The organism is Aporhodopirellula rubra (assembly GCF_014192335.1).
GTDB classification, from domain to species: Bacteria; Planctomycetota; Planctomycetia; order Pirellulales; family Pirellulaceae; genus Rhodopirellula; species Rhodopirellula rubra.
The window spans coordinates 221,830-244,978 of record NZ_JACHXU010000009.1; the positions used below are offsets into that span (position 1 = coordinate 221,830).

A 23,149-nucleotide genomic window follows, 5' to 3' on the forward strand; every position below is an offset into this window, starting at 1 on the left:
GAAAGCGGTGACGAGAGAGAGTCATGACAAAAAAGGCATTGATAACCGGCGCGAGTGGGTTCATCGGTCAACACCTCGCACGCTATTTGCATCAGAGCGGATGGGATGTGCGGTGCCTGGTACGCCCAACCTCTGATCGATCACCGTTCGAATCCGATGGGTTCGAGTTTGCCGAGGGCTCACTTTCTGATCTCGCGTCTCTTCGTAAAGCCGTCGCCGGAACCGATGCAGTCTTTCACCTCGCGGGGGTTACCAAGGCACTGCGCAAACAGACGTTGTGGGACGTCAATGAAACCGGGTCACGGTTGCTGGCCCAAGCGTGTGCCGATTTGAAAACGCCTCCGACGCTCGTCGCGGTGTCATCACTCGCGGCCGGCGGTCCGTTGGTCAAACTGCAACCTGGCGAGGACGTTCCACAACCCTACCGTCTCGGACGTTACCGGGTTCGCCGAGAAACAGACCCCACGTCGCCGGTATCGAACTACGGTCGCAGCAAACTCGCGGGCGAGCGGGCGATTACCGCGTTCGCCGACCGCATTCCCATCAGCATCGTCCGACCACCGATCGTGATTGGCCCCGGCGACCGAGACGGGTTCGAAATGTTCCGAATGATTTCCTCCATGAGCGTTCATTTGGTTCCCGGTTGGTGGCCGACATTGTTTTCAGTGATTCACGTCGAGGATCTCGCTCAAACCCTCGTGACGGTTGCCTGCCATGGCGAACGTTGCTCGCCACGGACGGGCAGCCTCGACGAACAACACCGAACTCCGTCGAGCGAATACGGGCAAGGAGTCTACTTTGTCAGTGACCCGACGACGGTGACGTACGCGGAGTTGGGAAAGATGATCGGCCGTGCGATCGGAAAAACGAAAGTGCGATGCATTCAAGTCCCACCGCGGATCGTTCGAGCAACCGCGTTGATCAACCAAGGCATGAGTTACCTGCGACGCAGGCCGCATATCCTCGGCGTCGACAAGTCACGCGAAGCGATCGCGACCGGTTGGGCCTGCGATCCCGGAAAACTGCAACGAGCCGGCGATTTGCGTCTGACCAGCGACTTACAAACTCGCCTTAATCAAACGGCGTTGTGGTACCGCGAACACGGCTGGCTATAAAGTCATCGTTGCTCTTCAACGAGAACCGATTTTGACGCTGGTCGTTTCAACGTGTCTTCCCGACGGCCCATGAACCGAAGCCCCCGCAACCGAAGCCCCCGCGAATGCCTGACATCTGCATCATCGGAGGCGGCATCGTCGGCTTGGCCACAGCCTACGCGATCTCACAAAAGAGCCCCGATGCCAACCTGATCGTCGTCGAGAAGGAACCTGCGCCGGCAAAGCATCAGTCCGGTCGCAACTCGGGTGTGTTGCACACGGGCATCTATTACAAACCCGGTTCCCTCAAGGCGACCACGTGTCGGACAGGGAAACGGGCAATGCAAGAGTTCTGCCAGGAACATGCCGTGCCGTTTGAAATCTGCGGCAAAGTCATCGTTGCCACCGACGATTTCGAAATCCCACGACTTGACGCGATCCTCCAACGGGGCCACGCAAACGGAGTCGATTGCCATAAGATTGATTCCCAGCAATTGAGGGAGATCGAACCTCATGCCCGTGGCGTCGCCGCGATCCACGTTCCCGAGGCAGGGATCGTCAACTACGAATCCGTCTGTGAAAGGCTGGTCACTCGGTTGCGAGAATCCGGCCACGAAGTGCGTTTCAACTTTCGGGTCGCGCAAATCGAGCGACAAGCACGACAGGTCATTCTAAAAAGCAATCGTGACCACATCACCGCCGGTCGCATCATCAATTGCGCGGGTCTCTACAGCGATCATCTCGTGCGTTTAGCAGGTGGCAATCCGGTCGCGCGCATTGTCCCTTTTCGTGGTGAATACTACGAACTCCGATCGGAATACCGGCATCTTTGCAGACATCTAATCTATCCGGTCCCCGATCCGAAGTTTCCGTTCCTAGGTGTGCACTTCACGCGAATGATCGACGGCGGTGTCGAGTGTGGTCCGAACGCGGTTCTGGCTCTGGCCCGCGAGGGTTATGACTGGACGACGATCCGTCCCGGCGAACTTTTTGAGGCTCTGACGTACGGTGGTTTTCAGCGGATGGCGTTCAAACACTGGAAGATGGGCGCCGGTGAGGTCTGGCGGTCGCTTTCGAAGTCCGCCTTTGTCGCGGCCTTACAAAAATTGATTCCGGAAATTCAGAGCGAACACGTCGTACGCTGCCGGGCGGGAGTACGTGCGCAAGCTGTCACCGCCCGTGGTGACCTCGTTGATGATTTCCAGATTCAGATCGACGGTCGAATTTCTCATGTGCTCAACGCGCCGAGCCCCGCCGCCACCGCGTCACTGGAGATCGGACGCGTCATCGCCGATGGCGTTCTCAACGGATAGAGAAACGTCCGCGAGGCCTGCGAATCTCGGGCAAGGATCAGTTTCACCGTGAAACGCCTTCGTTCGCTTTAGCCTGAGGCGTCGTTTTGGATTCATGATGATGGTCGCAGATGCCGATCACAACGACTGGAGCGCATTTACTCGCGCGCTGCGTCACATTGAATCCGGGGGGAGTCATGAAAGACAGTTCAATAACCGTGGTCCAACGCCGACGAGCGTTGACGCTTGGGGTTGCCATGTTGGCGACCGCATCGGGCGTCTGCCGCCCGGCCGGAGCGGAAGGTCCGTCGATCATTCAAACCGCAGGCGGCAGCCACACCGACGGCACGCCTATTGTCTCGCGAGTATTCAGGCTCTCCCCCGTCGATAGCGAAGTCGAGCGGGTCGTCGTCACGGCGATCGCAGTGGACCCGCGTGGCGAGTTTCTCGCAGTGGCCGGCGACGATCATGTGATTCGAATTTTGAATGCCGAAACGTTCGGCGTGGTGCACGTGTTGGGTGAAGGCGGATCGCAAAAGTCGTCCAACCCGGGTCATTTTGACTGGATCCGCACGCTGGCGTTCGACTCGTCCGGAAACCGCTTGGTTTCAGCTGGCAACGACGGCCAGATGATCCTTTGGGACCGTCGCCGAGAGTTTGCAGTTTTGCAGGAAATTGATTCCGCCCCCGCGTTGGCGTGCGTGCGGTTTGCAGGTTCGGGCAAACAAATTGCCGCAGTCGGATTTGATTCGCAGGTCTTTTTAATCGGAAAAGCTGCCGCGACGATGCCCAAACTGCGCTGCGATTGTGTCGACCTTCGCTGCTGTGCGTATCGCGACGACGGGCGCATTCTCGCGGTCGCGGGCCGTGACGGCCACGTGCATCTGTTTGATCCCGCCACCGGAAAGACGCTCACCGAAAAACGCCTGCATTCGGCCCGCATCCGCGACATCGCATTCATGCCCAACTCCAACGTTCTGGTGAGCGTTGCAGAAGACGGCGAACTGATTCGGTTCGACACCGGTCGGCTCGCATTGTTATCGCAACAACGGCTCACGTCGGGACGTCTGTTTTCGCTGGCCATAGTGGACAGCCATCTACTGGCGACCGCGGGCAGCGACGATGAAATTCATTTAGTGCGTGTGAACGACGACGATCAGCGTCTATTCACGATCGCAACGTTGACCGGCCATGTGGGCTCGATTTCCACATTGGTTGTTAGCAACGGAACCCTGATTTCTGGCGGATTTGACGCAACGCTGAGGCGTTGGGACTTGGCACGGATGGCGAGTCCCGAAAGCAAGATTGCTCTTGGAAACGATTTAGACAACGGCAATCTGACCCCAACACCTCGGTAGAGAAATCTGCGGCACAGGGAGGTGCCCGGCGTGATTTGGAAACACATCGAAAATTTTTGTAGCGGTCTGGGTTTAGCCAGCGGCAAGCGATCGCGAATGCTCGATCCTGCGGAGTCTTGCGTGCGCACACGTCGCGGACACCTCAGCAATTTGATCGCGTCCTCGTCCTCGCGGACGTCCGTCCACTCGCGTCATATGCGTGTCGAATCACTCGAGGAACGCCGCATGATGACGGCCGACCCGATTCATATCGGGGTCGTCTATCTCGAGACGGATTACCTGGAAGCCGACGTCGGCAGCGATTCGGCAGGTGACCGGTTTATCGTTTCGTTCACCGGTGGTGCCCCGGGAACGCAGTTGACGGAACTGCGGATCCGCACGGACAAAGACGGTGACGGAATTAGTGTCGGTGATCCTATTTACGACACCGAGGCGGGCGGCCGCGGTAAGAACGGCTACCACGGATTCGAACTCGTTCCAGGCCAAACGGAGACCGTCGAAGTCGAGGTTGCCGACGGTGGCCAAGAGTTAATCTTGCGACCGACCGACTTCCAAGCCGGCGACCGTTTGATCTTTACGATCGACGTCGATGAAGTGTTGCGGAACCTGGCCGATCTCGAACAGTTCAATCAACGTCTCGACGTGATCACGTCCGGCCAGGAGTTTCAGGACTCGATTCTCGAAGCCGTCTTCGAAGCACCGAACTACTACGAGGCGTCCGCCGATTCCATTTTCCTCAACGACTACGGCGACCCCAAAACCGACTTCGGTCTGAACCTGCCGCCCGACGAAAGTGACGACGCGGAAAGTCTGCCGAACCGGTCTGCTGCGGCCGTGGCGAGCGTCACGCAAACCCCACGTCCCGCCTCGATCAGTGGATTTGTCTATCGCGACGACAACGACTCGGGAACCAAGGATGCTGGCGAAATCGGGTTGGGTGGAATCCTAGTTCGGCTCGAACCGATCGACACCATTTCCCCCCAGGCAACGTTGACCACAACGACGAAAGCCGATGGGTCGTATTCGTTTAACGACATCATGCCAGGACGATATCGCATCGTCGAAGTCGATCAACCGACTGATTTGGATGACGGGAAAGATGCCGCCGGTACAGTTTCGGGTCAAACTGTCGGTTCGGCAATCAACCCAGGCGACGAGATCGTCAACGTGTTACTCAACGGTGGTGACGCCGGTATCAACTATAACTTCGGTGAATTGCCTCTCGGTTCGATCGGCGGATTCGTCTATCTCGCCGCTCCGGGAGAAGACTGCGACGGCGATCACGACGATGGAGACAGTACTCCGTTGACGGGTGTCGAAATTCGGCTGATCGATGAAAGCGGCAAGACGATCGCAACGACCTACACCGGCGCCGATGGCGGTTATCGTTTCCAAGATCTGCACGCTGGCATCTACAGCGTTGTCGAAATCACACCGGAGGGTTTGATCGATGGCGGTGCCCACCCTGGTGACATTCGCACGTTGGCTTCCAGTGTGCTCGTCTCGATCGGGTCGGCGGTTGACGGTGGAAGGATCAGCCACGTCCAACTGCCATCGGGTGGTTACGGCGAATCCTACAACTTCTGCGAAGCCGCTCCGGGGTCGATCGCGGGACAGGTCTACCACGATCGTGACAACGATGGCGTGAGAGACTCCGGTGAAGAAGCCATCGGCAACGTGTCCTTGGATCTCGTCGACTCAACCGGAACCGTCATCGCGACGACGCAAACGAATTCGCAGGGGCAATACCTCTTCGACAAACTCCCGCCGGACACCTACACGGTCGTCGAAACTCAACCCGCTGGATACATCGACGGCAAAGACAGCGTGGGTTCGATCGGTGGCACCCGGTCCGGTAGCCTCGGTAACGACAATGACTCGTTGGTCGACATCGTGTTGCGACAAGGTTTGCACGGCGCCAATTACGATTTCGGCGAAAGGCAAGTCGCGTCCATCAGCGGTCGCGTGCACGTCGATCTTGACGAAGACTGTGAACTCGACCCCAACGAAATGACACTCGCGGGTGTCGTGATTGAACTCAAGGACTCCACCGGCAAAACCGTCGCGACAACGCAAACGGACGCTTTGGGCGTCTATCGTTTCGACAATTTGTTACCCGGAACGTACAGCGTCGTCGAACAACAACCCGCAGGCTACTTCGAAGGCGGCGCAACGGCCGGCTCGGTCGGCGGCCTTGTTAACGGCACCAACCGCATCGAAAACGTCACGCTCGGTTCAGGCCAAGACGCGACGGACTATGACTTTTGCGAACGTCCGCCGGCTGAATTATCGGGCGTTGTGTATGTCGACCGAGACGCCGATTGTTTCCGCGATACGGGTGAAGAAGGTATCGAAGGCGTGCTGATCGAATTGATCGATCCCTCGGGCGCCGTGATCGCGACGACGACAACCAACGCACTGGGCGAGTACTCGTTTACCAACCTTCGCGCCGGAGAATATCTCGTCCGCGAGACTCAGCCCGTGGGATACTTCCACGGCGGCCAAACCGCAGGGAGCAAGGGAGGCAATGACTCGCTCGAAGATCGCATTTCCGCCATTCCGGTCGGATGGGGCGAAACGCTCACCAACTATAACTTCTGCGAAGTCCTGCCGGCTGAAATTTCGGGCGTCGTCTACGTTGACCGCGATAACGACTGCGTTCGCGACAGCGGCGAAGAGGGATTGGCAGGCGTTCTGATTGAATTGGTCGATGACAGCGGCAACGTGATCGCGACCACGACCACTGACGCCAACGGCGAATACTCCTTCACCAATCTGCGTGCCGGCGAGTACCTCGTTCGCGAAACACAGCCCGAAGGATACTTCCACGGTGGGCAAGTCGCCGGTAGCAAAGGCGGAAACGATTCGCTGGCCGATCGCATCTCGGCGATCCCGGTCGGTTGGGGCGAAACGCTCACCAACTATAACTTCTGCGAAGTTCTCCCTTCGGAAATTTCAGGCGTTGTGTACGTCGACCGCGACGAAGATTGCTTCCGAGACAGCGGCGAAGAAGGGCTGGCAGGGGTTCTGATCGAGTTGATCGACGATTCGGGTACTGTGATCGCCACCACCACAACCGATGCCGAGGGCAAATACTCCTTCACGAACTTGCGAGCGGGCGAATATCAAATCCGCGAAACGCAACCGGCGGGATACTTCCATGGCGGTCAAGTCGCCGGCAGCAAGGGCGGTGACGATTCACTCGCGGACCGGATCTCCGCCATCCCGATCGGATGGGGCGAAACGCTGACTAACTACGATTTCTGCGAACTCCTTCCGTCGGAGATCTCAGGAGTGGTATACGTCGACAACGATGGCGATTGCTTCCAAGATCCCGACGAGATCGGACTCGGCGGCGTTCGCATCGAACTCTACGACGAAGCCGGACGTTTCGTTTCGTCCACCACCACCGCGAGCGACGGCAGTTACAGCTTTGGCAATTTGGCAAAGGGCGTCTACACGGTTCGTGAGACTCAACCCGAAGGTTACTTCCACGGTGGCCAAGTCGCCGGCAGCGGTGGTGGAGACGACTCGGTAGCCGATGTGATCTCACAGATCGCATTAGCATCAGGCCAATCTCTAACACGCTACGACTTCTGTGAACTGCCTCCGGCGTCTATCTCCGGAAAGGTTTGGAGCAACCTCGACCTCGACCAAGAGTTCGATGATAACGAATCACCGATTCCTGGCGTCATCATCGAACTCAGAGATGAATCAGGCAACGTCATCGCGACAACGCAAACCGACGCCAACGGATGCTACGAATTCACCGGTCTACGTCCCGGTCGATACCAAGTCAAAGAGTATCAACCTGATGGATATTTCCATGGTGGACAAACCATCGGAACCTTGGGCGGGCGTCTGCTGCAGTTCGACTTGATCGGCGAAATTGATGTTGCCGGTGGCGACGAAGGAACAGAATACAATTTCCCCGAAGTCCCACCGGTAACGATCTCGGGTTTCGTCTTCCAAGACGGTGACGCACTCGTTCTCAGCGAAGCCCCGGATCCGGCGGACCTCCGTGATTATCGCGACGGAGAGCTGACCAGCGATGACACGCGACTCGGTGGTGTCACTCTGGAATTGCGTGACGTCTTCGGCGTTCCAATCGATCCTGCCAATGATCAACTCGGCGGTTCGTCCTCCAACGTGATTCGTGTTACCACGGACGAAAACGGATACTACGAATTCGTTGGACTGCGTCCTCGAATCGTGTACTCGGTCTATCAAACCCAACCCAGCGGCTTCACCGACTCACTCGATACGGCGGGCACGACCGGTGGCCTGGCGATCAACCTCGCCGACTTCTCCGACCCCAGCAGTCTGAACACGATTATCTCGAACCTCGCCGAGGGCGGTGATCCGAAATTCGATGCGATCTTTAACATCCAAGTTGATCCTGGCCAAACGAGTGTCAGTAACAACTTTAGTGAGATCGTGATCGAAGAACCGCCCGTTGTTCCGCCTTGGTCCTACGAAACCCCGAGCGATCCCGTCAATCCGCTGGCACCGATCGAGACGTTCGATCCGGTCGTCCCCGTCGAAGCCTACTGGCAACCGTACGACATCACACCACCAATGTTGGCTGACGACGAATGGGAAGTCAGTTGGCACCTGAGCGTGATCAACGGCGGATTCCCACGCGGCCAAGGCGCAGAGTCTGCGATGATGGCGTCGAGCGATGGGCGTTTGCAGATTCAACAAGCGACCTACCGCGGTGCTCAGGATGCCGCAAACCGATCCGTCGGCAAACTGCCTGACGTGCTGCTCGAAGTGGATCTGTCAAAAGGACGTTGGCAGATCATGGCGAGCGGCACGCAAGCCCTGTCGGCATCCACGCGTAGCTTGTCGAGCCAGAACGACGACCAATCGATTAAACTCGGACACGCCGATGCCACCGCGCTGACGGGCGACTTCGACGGCGACGGTGTCGACGAAGCGGTCCTGTTCATCAACGGGCAATGGTTCGTCGACCTCAACGGTGACGGACAATGGGACGCCGGTGACTTGTGGGTTCGTTTGGGCACCGAATTGGACCGTCCGGTCGTCGGTGACTGGGACGGCGACGGCAAAGACGATGTCGGCATCTTCGGACGACGTTGGCAAAACGACGCCAAACGAATCCGCCAAGACCCCGGTTTGCCCGATCCGGCAAACCAACGCCGGCGCCAACTCCGACGCGAAGACCTCGTCCACCGCGACCTCACCGAAGAAGAGAAACAACAACGTTTGTTGATGCGTGGCGAAGACGGTGAATGGCTCGCCGATGCCGTGGACCACGTTTTCCAGTACGGAGAACAGGTCGACACGCCACTGGCGGGGGACTGGAACGGTGACGGTATCGACCAAATCGGTGTCTTCCGAAGCGGCCAATGGATGCTCGACGAAGACGGCGATGGCCGTTGGACGAGCAAAGACCGTCCCAAGAACTTCGGCATGCCCGGTGACGAACCGATCGTCGGCGATTTCAACGGCGACGGGATCGATGAAATCGGTGTCGTGCGAGGAGACCTCTGGATTATCGATACCGATGGCGATCACCGGATCACCGGAAACGACAAACAGATTCGAGTGCCTCGACCCGCAGGCGATTCACAACCGATCGCGGGTGACTTCAACGGTGATGACATCGACGATCCCGGCTACTACCAGGCGGCGGGCTAGAGCATCTCAAACGATGACGTGCCTGTCGCACAGTAGCGGGATGTCGCCAAATTTCGGACCTCCGAAGTCAGGCGACATCGGGAACGTTTTTTGAAAACAACTCGAAACCACGAGAGAACATCGCATCACGAAACCATCACGCGGCGACGACTCCCCGGACGTCGCCGCGTGGTGGTTCTGCGATCTTCGCGGAAGAGTGACGCCGCTTCACTTGCCGCGGTGGCGTTGACGATGTTCCGATGGTGACGTGTTCATGATCCTGCGAAAGCTGCGGCTGAAATGGGCATGGTCGAAAAAGCCACACGCATGCGCGATCTGAGAAATTGTTTGTTCGGTTTCGACCAACATGCGTGCCGCATTTTCGATCCGAACGCGAAGCAAGTATTGACGTGGCGACGATCCAAACGCGTGACGAAACCGTCGTTCGAATTGGCTAACCGATAGCCCTGCCATCTCGGCGAGCTGCGATGTCGTTAACGCTTCGTCGTAATGCAGGTGCAAGTGATTGACGACCAGCGAAAAGGCATCCGCGTCGGCCGATTGCTCACGCAACTGTTCGATCTGACGCGAGAACCCAGCGATTCCGATCACCACCCCGCGACGGTTTCGCAGTGGGATCTTGCTCGTCATCACCAACCGTGGCGACCCTTCCGATTCCGGCGCACTCTCGATCCGATTGACGAGTGGCTCGCCCGATCGCATCACCGCTTCGTCGTCGGCGCGATACTCTTCGGCCCGCTGCTTCGGAAAAAAGTCTAGATCGGTGCTTCCGATCGCCTGCTCTTCCGACGACACACCGCAATATTCGCACCCTCGGCGATTCAACGCGATGAATCGGCCCCGGCGATCTTTGACGAAAAACGACACACCCGGCAACAACTCGAACAACTGGTTCAATTGTCCGAAATCATCGAGCTGATCAAAAAAACGCTTTTGCACTTCGGCATCTTTCATGCGTCTAATATACACAGCCATTCCGCGTTGATGCAAGACAACACGTTTCTCTTCGTCGATAATGCCGCCTCAACGAACCATTATTGAACGCGATCATTGTTGCGTGGAGCAAAGACATTGAAAGACCGTCAGCTATCTATCCCACTCGCCCTCGGGCTCGCCGTCGTGATGTTCGGTCGGCTACCGGTCAACGGCGAGGACGTCGATTTCAACCGAGATGTTCGTCCGATCCTTTCGGACAAATGCTATTTCTGCCACGGGCCTGATGAGGAAAACCGTGAGTCCGGATTACGTCTGGACATCCGCGACGAGGCCATCGATGCGATCGAATCGGGCGAGATCCTTGAACGAATGACGAGCGAGGATCCGGACGTATTGATGCCACCGCCCGAATCAAATTTGGCTCTTACCGACGAAGACAAGCAGACAATCGCAAAATGGATTGAAGAAGGAGCCCAATACGACGGGCACTGGTCCTTCAAACCGCTTCCCGAAAAGGTCGAGATCCCTGTCCCCAGTAAACCGGAATGGTGTCGCCAACCGATCGACTGTTTTGTCAACGAGAAAATGGACGAAGCGGGCTTGAGTCCTGCACCCGAGGCGGCACCGCTGATTTGGCTTCGCCGTGTCGCTCTGGATCTGACCGGCTTGCCTCCCACTCCCGCACAAATCACGCGGTTCGAGAAGGCGATCGAACAGTTAGGCGAAAACGCCTACGGTGTCGCCGTATCGGAATTGCTCGCATCGCCGGCCTTCGGCGAGCACATGGCGGTCGCATGGCTCGATGCCGCGAGATACGCCGACTCCTACGGATACCAATCCGACAAACTGAACACGCAGTGGCCCTACCGCGACTGGGTCGTCAGAGCGTTCAACGACAACCTTCCCTACAACGATTTTCTTACTTGGCAGTTGGCCGGCGACCTGCTGGAGAACCCAACCCGCGACCAACGTTTAGCGACCGCGTTTAATCGAATCCATCGCCTCAACAATGAGGGTGGTGCGGTGTTCGAAGAATGGCGACTCGAGAACGTTGCCGATCGCGTTCACACATTCGGAACTGCGGTGCTCGGCCTGACGTTGGAGTGTTGTCGGTGTCACGATCACAAGTACGACCCGATTCCGATGAAGGACTTCTATTCGCTGTCGGGCTACTTCAACTCGATTGACGAAAGTGGCGTTTACGATCGCACCGAAAAGGTTCCCGCCCCCTCGTTGCTGCTGCCTACCGACGAACAGCAAGCCGCCTTGGACGAAGCTCGCCAACGACTGGACGACGCACAACAGAAATACGCAGCAGAACGCGAACACGCGAAAGCTCGCTACTTAACCTGGAAAGAACAACAGCATCAGCAAACAACGACGTCGACATCGATCCCCGATTTGCGACTCGCGTTGTCATTTGATCGCAACTTCGACAACACGCTGAAGAAAATCTATCATCCGTCGGAGTCCGACCGGGCATGGACACCGATGCCTGATTTGGTCGCAGTGACCGACTCCACGATCGCGCGTCTCGATCCGATGTCCGCTGATGATCGTCCCGAAACGCAAGACAAACCCGTCGATTTGCCGCGACGTGCGTTGTCGCTCGATGGCGAACGCGGCGTCACAACCTTGGGCATCGAGCCTTTGGATCGTTGGACGCCTTTTTCATTCGTCGTGACACTACGAGAAACACGACGTGTTGCCGACCGCAGTTTGATCGCTCACCACACACGTGGTACGGACTGCGGATACAACGGGTGGGATCTGACACTCGTCGACGGTTACTTGGAATCGCGGATGTATCGCGTGTGGCCGGGCAATGCCATCGGTGTCCGTTCGAAGGATCCGATTCCTGTCGATCAATGGCACCAGATCACTGCAACCTATGACGGCTCATCGACGGCCTCCGGACTGCAACTGTTCCTAAACGGCGTCCCTCTCGAAACCATCGTCCTGCGAGACAAAATCAAGAAATCTGCGAATGTGAAAGTGGACCATGGTGGTGAATTCGTGATCGGACAACGTTTTCGAGCCCGCGGTCTCGCTGGCGGTTTGATCGACGACATCCGTCTCTACACGCGAGTATTGACTCCAGACGAACTGCAGTCCCTCGCCAGCGGAAAATCCGTGCCGGTATCGGAGTCGACCTACATCTCCGCGATCGATCCCCCGGCACGTGCCGCATGGGACGCGCTCAACGAAGCGCGGCATTCGCTCGTGATGGCGGAAGAAGTGATGGACGAAGTTCCGATTATGGAGGAAACCGAACAGCCTCGCGAAACGCACTTGCTCGCCCGCGGCCAATACGACGCGCCTAAGAACGATCAAACCCGTGTCCAGCGTTCGGTCCTGTCAGGACTGCCGCTCACGTTTCCCGAGGACGCCCCCAACAACCGACTCGGGTTAGCAAAATGGGTGACCGATTCGCGACACCCGCTGACCGGACGCGTTGCGGTGAACCGCTTTTGGGCAAACTTCTTTTCCGAACCGCTGGTCCACACGCCCGAGAACTTTGGCTTGCAAGGCGATCTGCCGACACACCCCGAGCTACTCGATTGGCTCGCCCGCGATTTCATCGACAGCGGATGGAACGTCAAACGGTTGTGCCGCAACATCGTCATGTCGGCAACGTATCGTCAAAGTTCAGCCATCACGCCGGAGAAGAACGAAATCGATCCGACGAATCGTCTGCTCGCACGCGGCCCCGCACACCGTTTGGCGGCGGAACAAATCCGCGATGTCGCTTTGGCCAGCTCCGGGCTGATCAACCTCACCCGAGGCGGACCACCGGTATCGCCGTACCAACCCGGCGAAGACCTCTGGCGTGAATCCAACGGCATGTCACCTCCTTATCAGCAATCGGTGGGCAAGGCGTTGTACCGTCGCTCGTTGTACTCGGTTTGGAAACGCACCGCTCCGCTGCCCAACATGCTGACGTTCGACTCGGGCAGTCGTGAAGTCTGCGCCGTCAAACGCTCACGCACCAACACACCGTTGCAGGCCCTCGTGTTGCTCAACGACGTACAGTTCGTGGAAGCCGCACGTGCATTGGCTACAGCGGTCCTACCGACCAGTGACGACAGTGCACGTATCAGCGAAGCGTTCGTTCGATTGACCGGACGTCATCCAGAAACCAACGAATTGAAGATCCTGATGGACCAAATGGCGAACGAGCGGGACTATTTCACGAACAACCGTGCCGCTGCGGTTGAGTTCATCGGTCTCGGTGAATCCAAACCGGACGCCGACCTCGACCCTGTCGAACTCGCAGCCACCACTGCGGTTTGCCAAACCATCTTGAACCTCGACGCAACCATTTGGAAACGATAAGGGCGGCCTGACATGACCATACAACTGAACCAACACAGCAGCAATCCGCTGGCGGCGAACCGCCGCATTTTCATCCGCAACGGATGCACAACCCTCGGCAGCGCCGCGTTAGCATCGCTGATGGGGCGAGAAGGATTGGCCTCGCCGACTCCCGCCGCCAACACTCCGTCGGCGATGTCCGGCACGCACTTCGCCCCCAAAGCCAAACGGGTAATCTACCTGTTTCAATCGGGAGGCCCGGCGCAACAGGACCTGTTCGATTACAAACCCATTCTCAACAAGATGAATGGTGAAGAACTGCCGCCCGCGGTGCGTGGCGAACAACGACTCACCGGCATGTCGGTGAACCAATCGTCGCTGCCGCTCGCGGGATCGCATTTCAAGTTCTCTCAGCACGGGCAATCCGGTGCGTGGTTGAGCGACCTGCTGCCTTACCACCGCGAAATCGTCGACGATGTTTGTTTCATCAAATCGATGAACACCGAAGCGATCAATCACGACCCCGCGATCACGATGTTTCAAACCGGGTCGCAAATTGCCGGTCGGCCGTCTCTCGGTTCATGGTTGTCGTACGGCCTGGGCAGCGAAAACGAAGACCTTCCCGCATTCATCGTTCTCGTCTCGGCAGGGCAGGGTGGTCAACCTCTTTATTCGCGGTTGTGGGGAAACGGTTTCCTGGACTCGAAGTATCAGGGAGTGCAGTTCCGCGGCGGAAACGATCCGGTTCTCTACCTTTCGAACCCGTCAGGCATCACCCGGCCTCATCGTCGATCACAACTCGATGCGATCAATAAACTGAATCAGCATCAGTATCAAAACGAACTCGATCCCGAAATTGAATCTCGCATCGCACAATACGAGATGGCGTTTCGGATGCAAGCAAGCGTTCCGAGTGTAACGGATTTTTCAGACGAACCCGAATCAACATTTGAATCCTACGGTGCCGACGCTCGCACCCCTGGCACGTTTGCCGCCAACTGCTTGCTGGCTCGACGATTGGCCGAACGTGACGTGCGATTCATCCAACTTTACCACCAGGGATGGGACCAGCATTCCAACCTGCCAAAAGGAATCAAAGGACAAGCTCAGGAAACTGACCAAGCGTCAGCGGCCTTGATCAAGGATCTCAAACAACGCGGTATGCTAGACGACACGTTGGTGATTTGGGGCGGCGAATTCGGACGAACCTCGTATTCGCAAGGTGTCATGACACCGGACAACTACGGTCGCGACCACCATCCACGCTGCTTCACCACGTGGATTGCAGGCGGTGGAGTCAAACCCGGAATGACCTTTGGAGCAACGGATGAGTTCGGATACAACGTCGTGGAAAACGGAGTACACGTTCACGATTTCAACGCCACGATCCTGCACCTGCTCGGCATCGACCACGAACGATTAACCTACAAGTATCAAGGGCGACGGTTCCGACTGACGGACGTCCATGGCGAGGTAATCGAACCGATTTTGAGCTGACGCACCAATCGGTATCACCGGATTGTCATAGCCAGCATATCATCGCCAACAACATCGCCATTCGCTGGCGTGTCGTGCTGGCATGGATGGCTGGAACAGACACATCCCCAGGACAACAACATTTGTTACTGACGAACAATGAGAGCATCTCAAAGGATGGACGTGCCCGTACACAGCAACTGGATGTCGCCTGAATTCAGCCTCACGAACTCCAGCGACATCGGGTACATCGTTTAAAAAATGCTCTAAAACAGTTGACTGATTGCGGATTCGATTTCGTCGTCACCGAACGAAGTCGCCGCTGCATTCGGCCGGGTTAACTGACTGATCGCAACATCAAATGTTTCGTTTATCGACGCTCCGCTCTCGTTGACATCTCGCCCCAACGGTTCCGCGGCGGCACTTCGCCGATTGAGTTCATTGATGACGATCAACGCGTCAAGTTCCGTGACCTGGGTGTCCCCACCGACGTCCAAATCAAATCCAAATCGCTGAGCCTCATCGCTGATGGTCGAGCGACTTCCGAACTCGTTGAGGAAGTTAATCACCAGCAATGCGTCAAGAGATGAAACGAACCCATCTCGGTTCACGTCACTGACCGTTTGCGAGTTTTGCAGACTGACGCTTCTAACAGAACACGCCGCATCCACACCCGAGCAAACCTCAGCTTCGGGATCGTGCAGAGAGATTGTGATCGTCGCCAGCGGTGTGAGGGCTCCGAACGCCGACGCGAGTGTCGCCCCCGTTGGCAAGTCGGTTCCGATGAACTCATCCAATCCGGTGTGAGCATGGACTACACCGCCTTCATCCACACCATCACCACTGCCCGGTGAAAATGCGGCACCGCCACCGACGGCGTTGTTAACCTCGGTTCCGGCATCGTACACATCGCGGCCGTAAATTGTGATCTGACGGGCACCTTTGAAGTTGCCGTTAATGTCGAACAATTCATAGGCAGCCGGGTTGAGGTTGGCGACGAAAGCGTCGTTCGACGGAATCACCATGCTGGCGAAGCTGAAGAAACGATTGTCGTTCGAATCGGTGACCTCGATGATTTGGCTGGTGGTTTCACCGGGTTCAATCACCGGTGCGCCGGCAAAGCCACCCGGTGCCGCCAGCACAGCACCGGTGCCACTGGTCTCGCTTTGGAATCGATTAACCAGTTCACTGACGTCGCCGGTCTCGGCAATCTGTTCGAGTCCTGGAAATTCCGACGCACTGCGGCCACCGCGAGCGATCTCAAAACTTCCTTCGTGGAATCCAACCCAGAACGGTGTTTGACTCAGTCCACCGAGCGGCGACAACGACTCAATACTGACCTCCAATCGAACGCCGACGTCAACGCCAAACGCGCCAATGACTTCTCCACGCCGACCTTGTCCAAACGTATCTCGAACAGAATCCGAATTGATCGCAACGACATAACGTCCATTGTTTCGAGCGGTAAACTCGTCGTCATGAGTGGTAATGGTATACGTCGCGACCACCGATTGAGGCGTTGTCCCATTGGCAGCATCGAACTCAACATCAACAACTCGAAGCTCCTCACCTCGCGGCCCCGTCACGTTGATATCATCGACACCTATCGTCGTCAGATCGATTCCGGCGGGATCGTTGTAGGTAACCGTGATCGTTTGAGAATTGGTTCCCGCAACATCGACATCCATGACGGAAGCTGCCGCAACGGGTCCTTCGAGATCAACGACGCCGCCACCCGTTCCCGCCAATCCGATCGTGATCCGAGCAATCGGAGTCAGCGACGTGAACGCCGATTCCAAATTGCCGCCGCTGGCAATCGGCGTGCCAACAAACGCATCTAATCCTCCATGACGACGGATCACGCCATTTTCATCGACACCATCCCCCGGCAGTGTCGAGAACGCGGCCCCCGCCCCCACACTGTTGACCTCCGTCCCTGCGTCCCAAATGTCGCGACCATAAATCGTGATGGTACGCGGACCGTTGAAGAAACCGTTGACATCAAACAGCTCATATTGCTGTGGGTTTAGATTAGCGAGGAAGGCGTCGTTTGACGGTATCACCATGCTCGCAAAACTGAAGAAGCGATTCGCATCGGTATCGAAAACCTGAACGGTTTGGGTCGCAATTTCGCCGGGTTCAAAAACGGGAGCCCCGGCGAATCCGCCCGGCGCGGCAACCACCGCTCCCGCACCATCGGACTGCGACGCAAAACGTGCCACCAACCCGTCAACGTTTCCCTCCTCCGCGATTGCCTCGAGTCCTTCAAAATCAGCAGCAGACGCACCGGCTCGTCCGACCTCAAAGTTACCCTCGTGAACTCCAATCCAGAAGGGTGTTTGCGCCAATCCGCCGTCACTCGACAGGTTCTCAATGGTGACGTCGAGTTCAACCGCGACACGAACCTCAAACGAACCGATCGCGGTGATCGGCGACTCATTGCCGAGCGTATCACCGACCTCTGCGTCATTCAAACTGATGAAGTACAAACCGTTGTCTTGTGGCGTGAACCCATCACCATCGACCGGAGCGACCTCGTAAACTGCCGTCACGTTGTGACTCGATTCACTACCGACGGGACTCGTTGTCACGCCCACGACTTGTAACTCCCGTCCATCGGCCGAGGTGATCTGAATGTCATTCACATCGAGACTATTGACATCCACTCCTGACCCATCGCTGTACGTCACACGAACCTGGTGCGTCGGTTGAGAACCGCCGATCAATGAAGGTGCGTCCGCAGTCGCCCGTGGCCCCCGGTGATCAATCGCAGACGCAGGCGAATCGGCCATCGTGATCGTAATACGACCGATCGGAGTCATACTCGAAAATGCGGTTCCCAACGATTCACCGGTCGGCAATCCAGTCCCCACAAAATCGTCGAGACCAACGTGACGCCGTATGACACCGCCTTCGTCGACCGACACTCCTCCCTCGGTGCTGAACGCCGCGCCCAGACCTGGGCCGTTCGTTTCCGTCCCCGCGTCCCAGATGTCTTGCCCATAGAGGGTGATCGTTCGCGTGCCAGTGAATTGCCCAAATGCATCAAACAATTCGATCGCTCGCGGATCGAGATTTGCGATGAACGCATCGTTGGACGGGATCACCATGCTCGCGTAGCTAAAGAAGCGGCTCGATGCAGGATCATCGACATCAAGCGATTGAGAAAACACTTCCCCCGGCTCAAAAACCGGTGCTCCCACGAAGCCACCGGGTGCCGTGATGGTCGCTCCGTTCCCGCTGCTTTCATTGATGAATCGATTGACCAACACACTGAGGTCACCGTCTTCGGCGAGTTCTTCGAGACCGCCAAAGTTTGCCGCCGAGCCTCCCGCACGCGCAATTTCAAATCGGCCATCGTGTGCCGCGATCCAAACCGGCGTTTGCCCCAAACCACCTGCATCCCCAAGGCTTTCGAACGTCACGTTGAGACGCACCGGAACATGGACGGTAAAGTCGCCCAAGTTTTCACCTGCGGCGGAATGAGCAAACGGATCATTGACTTCTCCATCGAGCAATACAACCGTGTACGTTCCGTTGTCGAGTGACGTGAACATGCCTGACGACGTCACGATCGATGGCGACAATCGATACGTCGCGGTGACCTCTGTCGGCGCGAATCCAGCAACCGCTCCGACGGGTGCGTCCGTTGTCACCGACACAACATCGAGCTGCGTTAGCAGCGGTCCGGTCACTCGCAAATCACCCGTCGTGATGCTCGAAAGATCCACACCCGAAGGGTCTCGGTAAACAACTTCGACTTCGTGAAAGTCCGCACGCTGGTTCAGATCCGTGGCCTGAAGAACTGCCGTCGGCGCCGACGTGTCAATCGGATTACTGGGCTGACTGGCTTGTGAAATCGTGATGCGTGCGATCGGCGTTTGAGCCTCGAAGGCACGTCCGAGCGTACCGCCAGATGCAATATCGACACCGACAAAATCATCCAGACCGAGATGCGCCGTGATCACTCCGTTTTCATCAGCGCGTGCACCTGCTCCAGGAACAAATGCGGGACCACCGGCTGGGTCATTGACCTCTGTTCCCGCGTCCCAAATCTGATCGCCGTACACCACAATGGTTTGTGTGCCACGGAAATTGCCCGCATCATCGAACAACCGGTACGCTTGAGAATTCAGATTGCCAATGAAGGCATCGTTGGACGGAATCACCATGGACGCAAAGCTGAAATACGGTGACGCTGTCGTGTCACTGACGGTGAAGTTCTGCGTCACCGATTCGCCGGGTTCAAACACGGGAGCTCCCGCAAATCCGTCCGGCGCGGTGACAACATCATCGTCGCCACTGCTTTCACTCGCAAAGCGACTTCGCAGCACTGAGACGTCACCTCCCTCAGCAATTTCCTGCAATCCGCCAAATCCAGCGGCTGACTCGCCAAGGGTTCCGATGTCAAACGTACCGTCATGAGCGCCAATCCAAACCGGTGTCGCCCCCAAACCGCCCTCAACCGCAAGGTTCTCAATCGTCACCTGCAACACCTCGGCAGCCAACAATTGCCGTCGCTCGAGCGATTCCAATTTCAATAAACGACTACGCCCCAATCGGCGAGAGCTAGATCGCGGATTCGTTCGCGTTTTCGAAGTGTGGGAGCAGAAAAATTGGGAACGCATCGGTGACACCTGCGGAAGACTAGACTATGAAAATGAAAGGTGAGGGTGGCGGAATCCACGGCTCAAACGCCATCAACCCAACGCACATGCGGAGAGAGTTCACTGTGGCCGCGGGAGAGTTGGTCGCGTGTGCCTTCCAAAATTCACAGTCCATTTCGAAAGAATCGAATTATTTCTTCCAACCGTCCCAACCGACCGATCGCGCCCACACCGAAACCGGTGGATCATTGCCGCGTCGAATCATGGGTGGATCGCTATGGAGACGCCCTCTTTCGATACGCGATTGCCAAGACGGGCGAGCAGTCACTCGCCGAAGATCTCGTGCAGGAAACGTTTGTCGCAGCCGTAACAGGTCAAAAACAATTCCGAAACGAATCGACGGTTTCGACTTGGCTTTTTGCGATCCTGCGGCGGAAGATTGCCGATCATTTCCGCACCACCTCTCGGCAGGAATCTCGCCAGGAACAGCAGGAGAAAAACGCTCTCAATGCGGCCACCGAGCGAAGTTGGAAAGACGATCCGGCAACCATTTGCGAAGACAAAGAATTTCGAGCCACCTTAGATGCCTGCGTCGAAAAGTTGCCAAATAGGCTGGCCGAAGTGTTTATACTTCGAGAAGTGAATCATCAAACTCCCAAAGAAATCTGTGAAATCCTGGGTCTGTCAGCGACGAACCTTTCGATGCGATTGCACCGTTGTCGCCTAGCGATTCGCGATTGCTTGAACGTAAACTGGTTCGGAGAAGAATCCTAACGTGCCTAGCCTATCAAACCGACTGTGGATGATCCTGACGCTGAAATGCGGACAGGCATCGATATTGATGTCGGATTCGCTAGACCGAAAACTGCTGTGGCACGAACGTTTGGCTCTGCGCGGGCACCTGATCGCATGCCGTGTTTGCCCTACACTTAAAACGCAACTGGAAACCATTGCGAGAACGAGTCGTCGGAAACCACCGAGCGACATCAATCTCAGCAGCGATGCGAAACAGCGACTCAAAGAGGCAATCCGCGCATCGCAAACGATCGAAGAGTAGTATTTAGCGGCCACTCCTCACGTTGAGTGACTCGCTACTTCGACGCGTCGCCACCATAAAATCGCATACGGTATTGCCGCGGTGTTTCGCCGACCAAACGTTTGAAATAACGTACGAAGTTCTCGGGTAGATCGAACCCCGTTTTCTCAGAGATCAGTTTTATCGGCCAAGCGGTCTCGCGCAAGAATCCTTTCGCACGCTCCACTCGAATGTGATTGATTTCTTGCGACGGTGAACACTTAAAGTACTGACGAAATCTTCTCTCAAGTGTACTACGAGACAACAGCAATTCCTCCGCCAACTGATCCACGGTCAAACCGTAAATGGCGCTACGTTCGATGATCTTGATGGCTTCGTCAATTTCCGGATCAATGACGGCCATGCGGTTGGTAGACTCTCGCATGATGACGCCCGAGGGTGGAACGAACACGGGTGTTGTCTTGACCTTGGAGCAGCGCCGCGAACGCTTGGACTTCGCTTCGTTTTTTCGCATCTTCGCATCGAGCAGCGCCGCAGCCTTGTATCCGACTTCGATCGCGTTTAGGTCGATACTCGACAACGATGGTGAAAGCATACTGCACACGACATCCTCATTGGCGGTGCCGAGAATGCCAACCTCCGCGGGGACACGTAGATTCAGACTGCGGCACGCCTCGAGAACCCGAATCGCCTGCGAATCGCCAACCGCCCATATCCCAACCGGTTTCGGCAAACGGTCGATCCACTGAACGAGCGGCTTTTCGAAAGTCTGACGCCATGTCGGGTACGGAAGATTACTACCTTTGAATGCACCGGGGAAAATATTGAACGAGCAACCTCGAATCTCCGTCGTCTCCGCGAACGCGTCTCGACGCGCGTCCGACCACCAAGAATTCGCGAACGAGTAAAACGCAAGGTGCTCGAATCCTTGCTTCAAAAGGTGATCGACGGCGAGCTCGGCCGTCCGCTTCTCGTCGGTGCGAACCTCTGCCGACTGCACCTTGCCGTCGCCGAGGAGTTCAACGACGGGACACTGCAACTCCCCAATCGCTTTAGCGAGAGGACGCGTGGGACTGCGTGCGATGATTCCGTCGCCGTGCCAATTGTCTAACGAAGGGGGCAACCCTTCATTGATTCCGCGGTCCTCAAAATGGAATAGCCAGTTCGCACGCTCCTTCGCGTATCGAGAGATCCCCTGAATCACATCGCGTCCAAATACGCGTGATGTCTCGACGAGAAGGAGAATCTGTTTGGGGTCTGCCATGGCAACCAACGAGAACTCGGATCGACCTTCCGCGGGATGCGATTACGACGTCGTCGGCCGCACCCAACAGAGACAAATATCTACCATTATTTTGACAACATATGCCAGTGGTGTCGAGCCCGCTCATCACTAGACTCTTATTCGAGTCACCGAAGTCATCGCACGCAGCACTGAGAAGGATAAACCTGTCATGGGTAAAGTCGGAATTGGTCTCAACCTCGAAGCCGTACGGACGTCGCACAAATCGTTCGAATGGGGCGTGCAGTTCGCCGCCGAACTGGGATACGAATACATCGAACCGATGGTCCATTGGGGCAGAGAACTGCTCAGCGAAGCGAGATACTTTCACAGCGTCTCGATGCTGGATGATCCGTTCCGAATCCGGGACGAAGTCGAAAAATACAACCTCAAACTTTCGGCCTTATCGTCGCACAGCCAAGCGTCCAAGCCCGAGATCGCGGTCGAATATCTAAAGCAAGCGGCTCGGTTCGCTGCCGAAGCGGGGGCCCCCATCATCAACACGCACGAGGGGCACAAACAACCCTGGACGACGATGGAGGAAGATTTCGTCTTGATCCGCTATTCCCTTATGGAGGCTCTCAAAGTTTGCGAGCGTCGCGGCATCAACATCGGTTTTGAAATGCATCAAACCTATTCACTCAAACCAGACCTTTATGATCGCTGCCTGAATTTGGTCGATTCACCCAACCTGGGTGCCAACTTCGACACCGGCAACGCCTATCTCGGTGGCGAAGACCCTCACGAGTGGCTCGAAAGGATCAAAGATCGCGTGATCCACATCCACGCCAAAGACATTTCTGTCGAACAATCCGATGCCGAACGCGGAAAAGTGATGGGAACTGCTGTCGGTTGTGCCTGCGGCGATGGCGTCATCGATTGGAAACGAATCATCGACACCTGTCGCTCGGTCCCGCAAGACATCGTACTCAGCGTTGAGTGCGGCACCTTGGACCAAGCCGAACGAAGCATCGAGCATCTCAGTTCGATCATCAACGAAAGCAGCGATCACCTCTCTCCCCAAACTGTGATGGAATAGTGCGATGCCAACCCAAGCGAGTTCCCCCCAATCTCGAGTAACACGACGCG

At 56.7% G+C, this 23,149-nt stretch carries 12 protein-coding genes; 9 read left to right on the forward strand and 3 right to left on the reverse strand.

Going from position 1 to position 23,149, the window contains the following annotated elements; genetic code table 11:
• Nucleotides 1-23 precede the first annotated feature (23 nt).
• The 4 genes from FHS27_RS14215 (at nucleotide 24) to FHS27_RS14230 (ending at nucleotide 9,408) form a co-directional block, all read left to right on the forward strand.
• Nucleotides 24-1,115 (forward strand): NAD-dependent epimerase/dehydratase family protein, encoded by a 1,092-nt coding sequence (locus FHS27_RS14215; protein ID WP_184305570.1) that lies wholly within the window; start codon nucleotides 24-26, stop codon nucleotides 1,113-1,115.
• Nucleotides 1,116-1,219: 104 nt separating this feature from the next.
• On the forward strand, nucleotides 1,220-2,407 hold the full coding sequence (gene lhgO, locus FHS27_RS14220; RefSeq protein ID WP_184305571.1) for an L-2-hydroxyglutarate oxidase: 1,188 nt from the start codon (nucleotides 1,220-1,222) through the stop codon (nucleotides 2,405-2,407).
• A 176-nt stretch (nucleotides 2,408-2,583) separates the two neighbouring features.
• The gene (locus FHS27_RS14225; RefSeq protein ID WP_184305572.1) at nucleotides 2,584-3,744 is read left to right on the forward strand and encodes a WD40 repeat domain-containing protein; all 1,161 of its coding nucleotides are present in this window, start codon (nucleotides 2,584-2,586) and stop codon (nucleotides 3,742-3,744) included.
• A 195-nt stretch (nucleotides 3,745-3,939) separates the two neighbouring features.
• Nucleotides 3,940-9,408: an MSCRAMM family protein gene (locus tag FHS27_RS14230; RefSeq protein ID WP_449224078.1), complete on the forward strand. Its 5,469-nt coding sequence runs from the start codon at nucleotides 3,940-3,942 to the stop codon at nucleotides 9,406-9,408.
• A 207-nt stretch (nucleotides 9,409-9,615) separates the two neighbouring features.
• Here the strand turns inward: FHS27_RS14230 and FHS27_RS14235 are convergent, their stop codons facing one another.
• Nucleotides 9,616-10,362 (reverse strand): AraC family transcriptional regulator, encoded by a 747-nt coding sequence (locus FHS27_RS14235; protein ID WP_184305574.1) that lies wholly within the window; start codon nucleotides 10,360-10,362, stop codon nucleotides 9,616-9,618.
• A 117-nt stretch (nucleotides 10,363-10,479) separates the two neighbouring features.
• On the opposite strand from FHS27_RS14235, the gene FHS27_RS14240 reads away from it, so the two are divergent.
• A complete protein-coding gene (locus FHS27_RS14240; protein WP_246419766.1) occupies nucleotides 10,480-13,680 on the forward strand; it encodes a DUF1553 domain-containing protein in 3,201 nt (1,066 codons plus the stop codon).
• Nucleotides 13,681-13,692: 12 nt separating this feature from the next.
• Nucleotides 13,693-15,156 carry a DUF1501 domain-containing protein gene (locus tag FHS27_RS14245; protein ID WP_184305576.1) on the forward strand — a complete coding sequence of 488 codons (1,464 nt, stop codon included), beginning with the start codon at nucleotides 13,693-13,695 and terminating at the stop codon, nucleotides 15,154-15,156.
• A gap of 245 nt (nucleotides 15,157-15,401) precedes the next feature.
• On the opposite strand, the gene FHS27_RS14250 is transcribed toward FHS27_RS14245, so the two are convergent.
• Nucleotides 15,402-19,676, reverse strand: coding sequence for a spondin domain-containing protein (locus FHS27_RS14250; protein WP_184305577.1), 4,275 nt, complete (start codon nucleotides 19,674-19,676; stop codon nucleotides 15,402-15,404).
• A 306-nt stretch (nucleotides 19,677-19,982) separates the two neighbouring features.
• On the opposite strand from FHS27_RS14250, the gene FHS27_RS14255 reads away from it, so the two are divergent.
• Both FHS27_RS14255 and FHS27_RS14260 read left to right on the forward strand, forming a co-directional pair.
• Entirely contained in the window at nucleotides 19,983-20,516 is a 534-nt protein-coding gene (locus FHS27_RS14255; protein ID WP_184305578.1) for an RNA polymerase sigma factor, read from the forward strand.
• 1 nt (nucleotide 20,517) lies between these two features.
• Entirely contained in the window at nucleotides 20,518-20,799 is a 282-nt protein-coding gene (locus FHS27_RS14260) for an anti-sigma factor family protein (RefSeq protein ID WP_184305579.1), read from the forward strand.
• Between the two features lie 34 nt (nucleotides 20,800-20,833).
• Here the strand turns inward: FHS27_RS14260 and FHS27_RS14265 are convergent, their stop codons facing one another.
• Nucleotides 20,834-22,042, reverse strand: coding sequence for a XylR family transcriptional regulator (locus tag FHS27_RS14265; RefSeq protein ID WP_184305580.1), 1,209 nt, complete (start codon nucleotides 22,040-22,042; stop codon nucleotides 20,834-20,836).
• Nucleotides 22,043-22,232: 190 nt separating this feature from the next.
• Here FHS27_RS14265 and FHS27_RS14270 point away from each other — a divergent pair, with 190 nt between their 5' ends.
• Nucleotides 22,233-23,099: a sugar phosphate isomerase/epimerase family protein gene (locus FHS27_RS14270; protein ID WP_184305581.1), complete on the forward strand. Its 867-nt coding sequence runs from the start codon at nucleotides 22,233-22,235 to the stop codon at nucleotides 23,097-23,099.
• The last annotated feature ends 50 nt before the right edge of the window (nucleotides 23,100-23,149 follow it).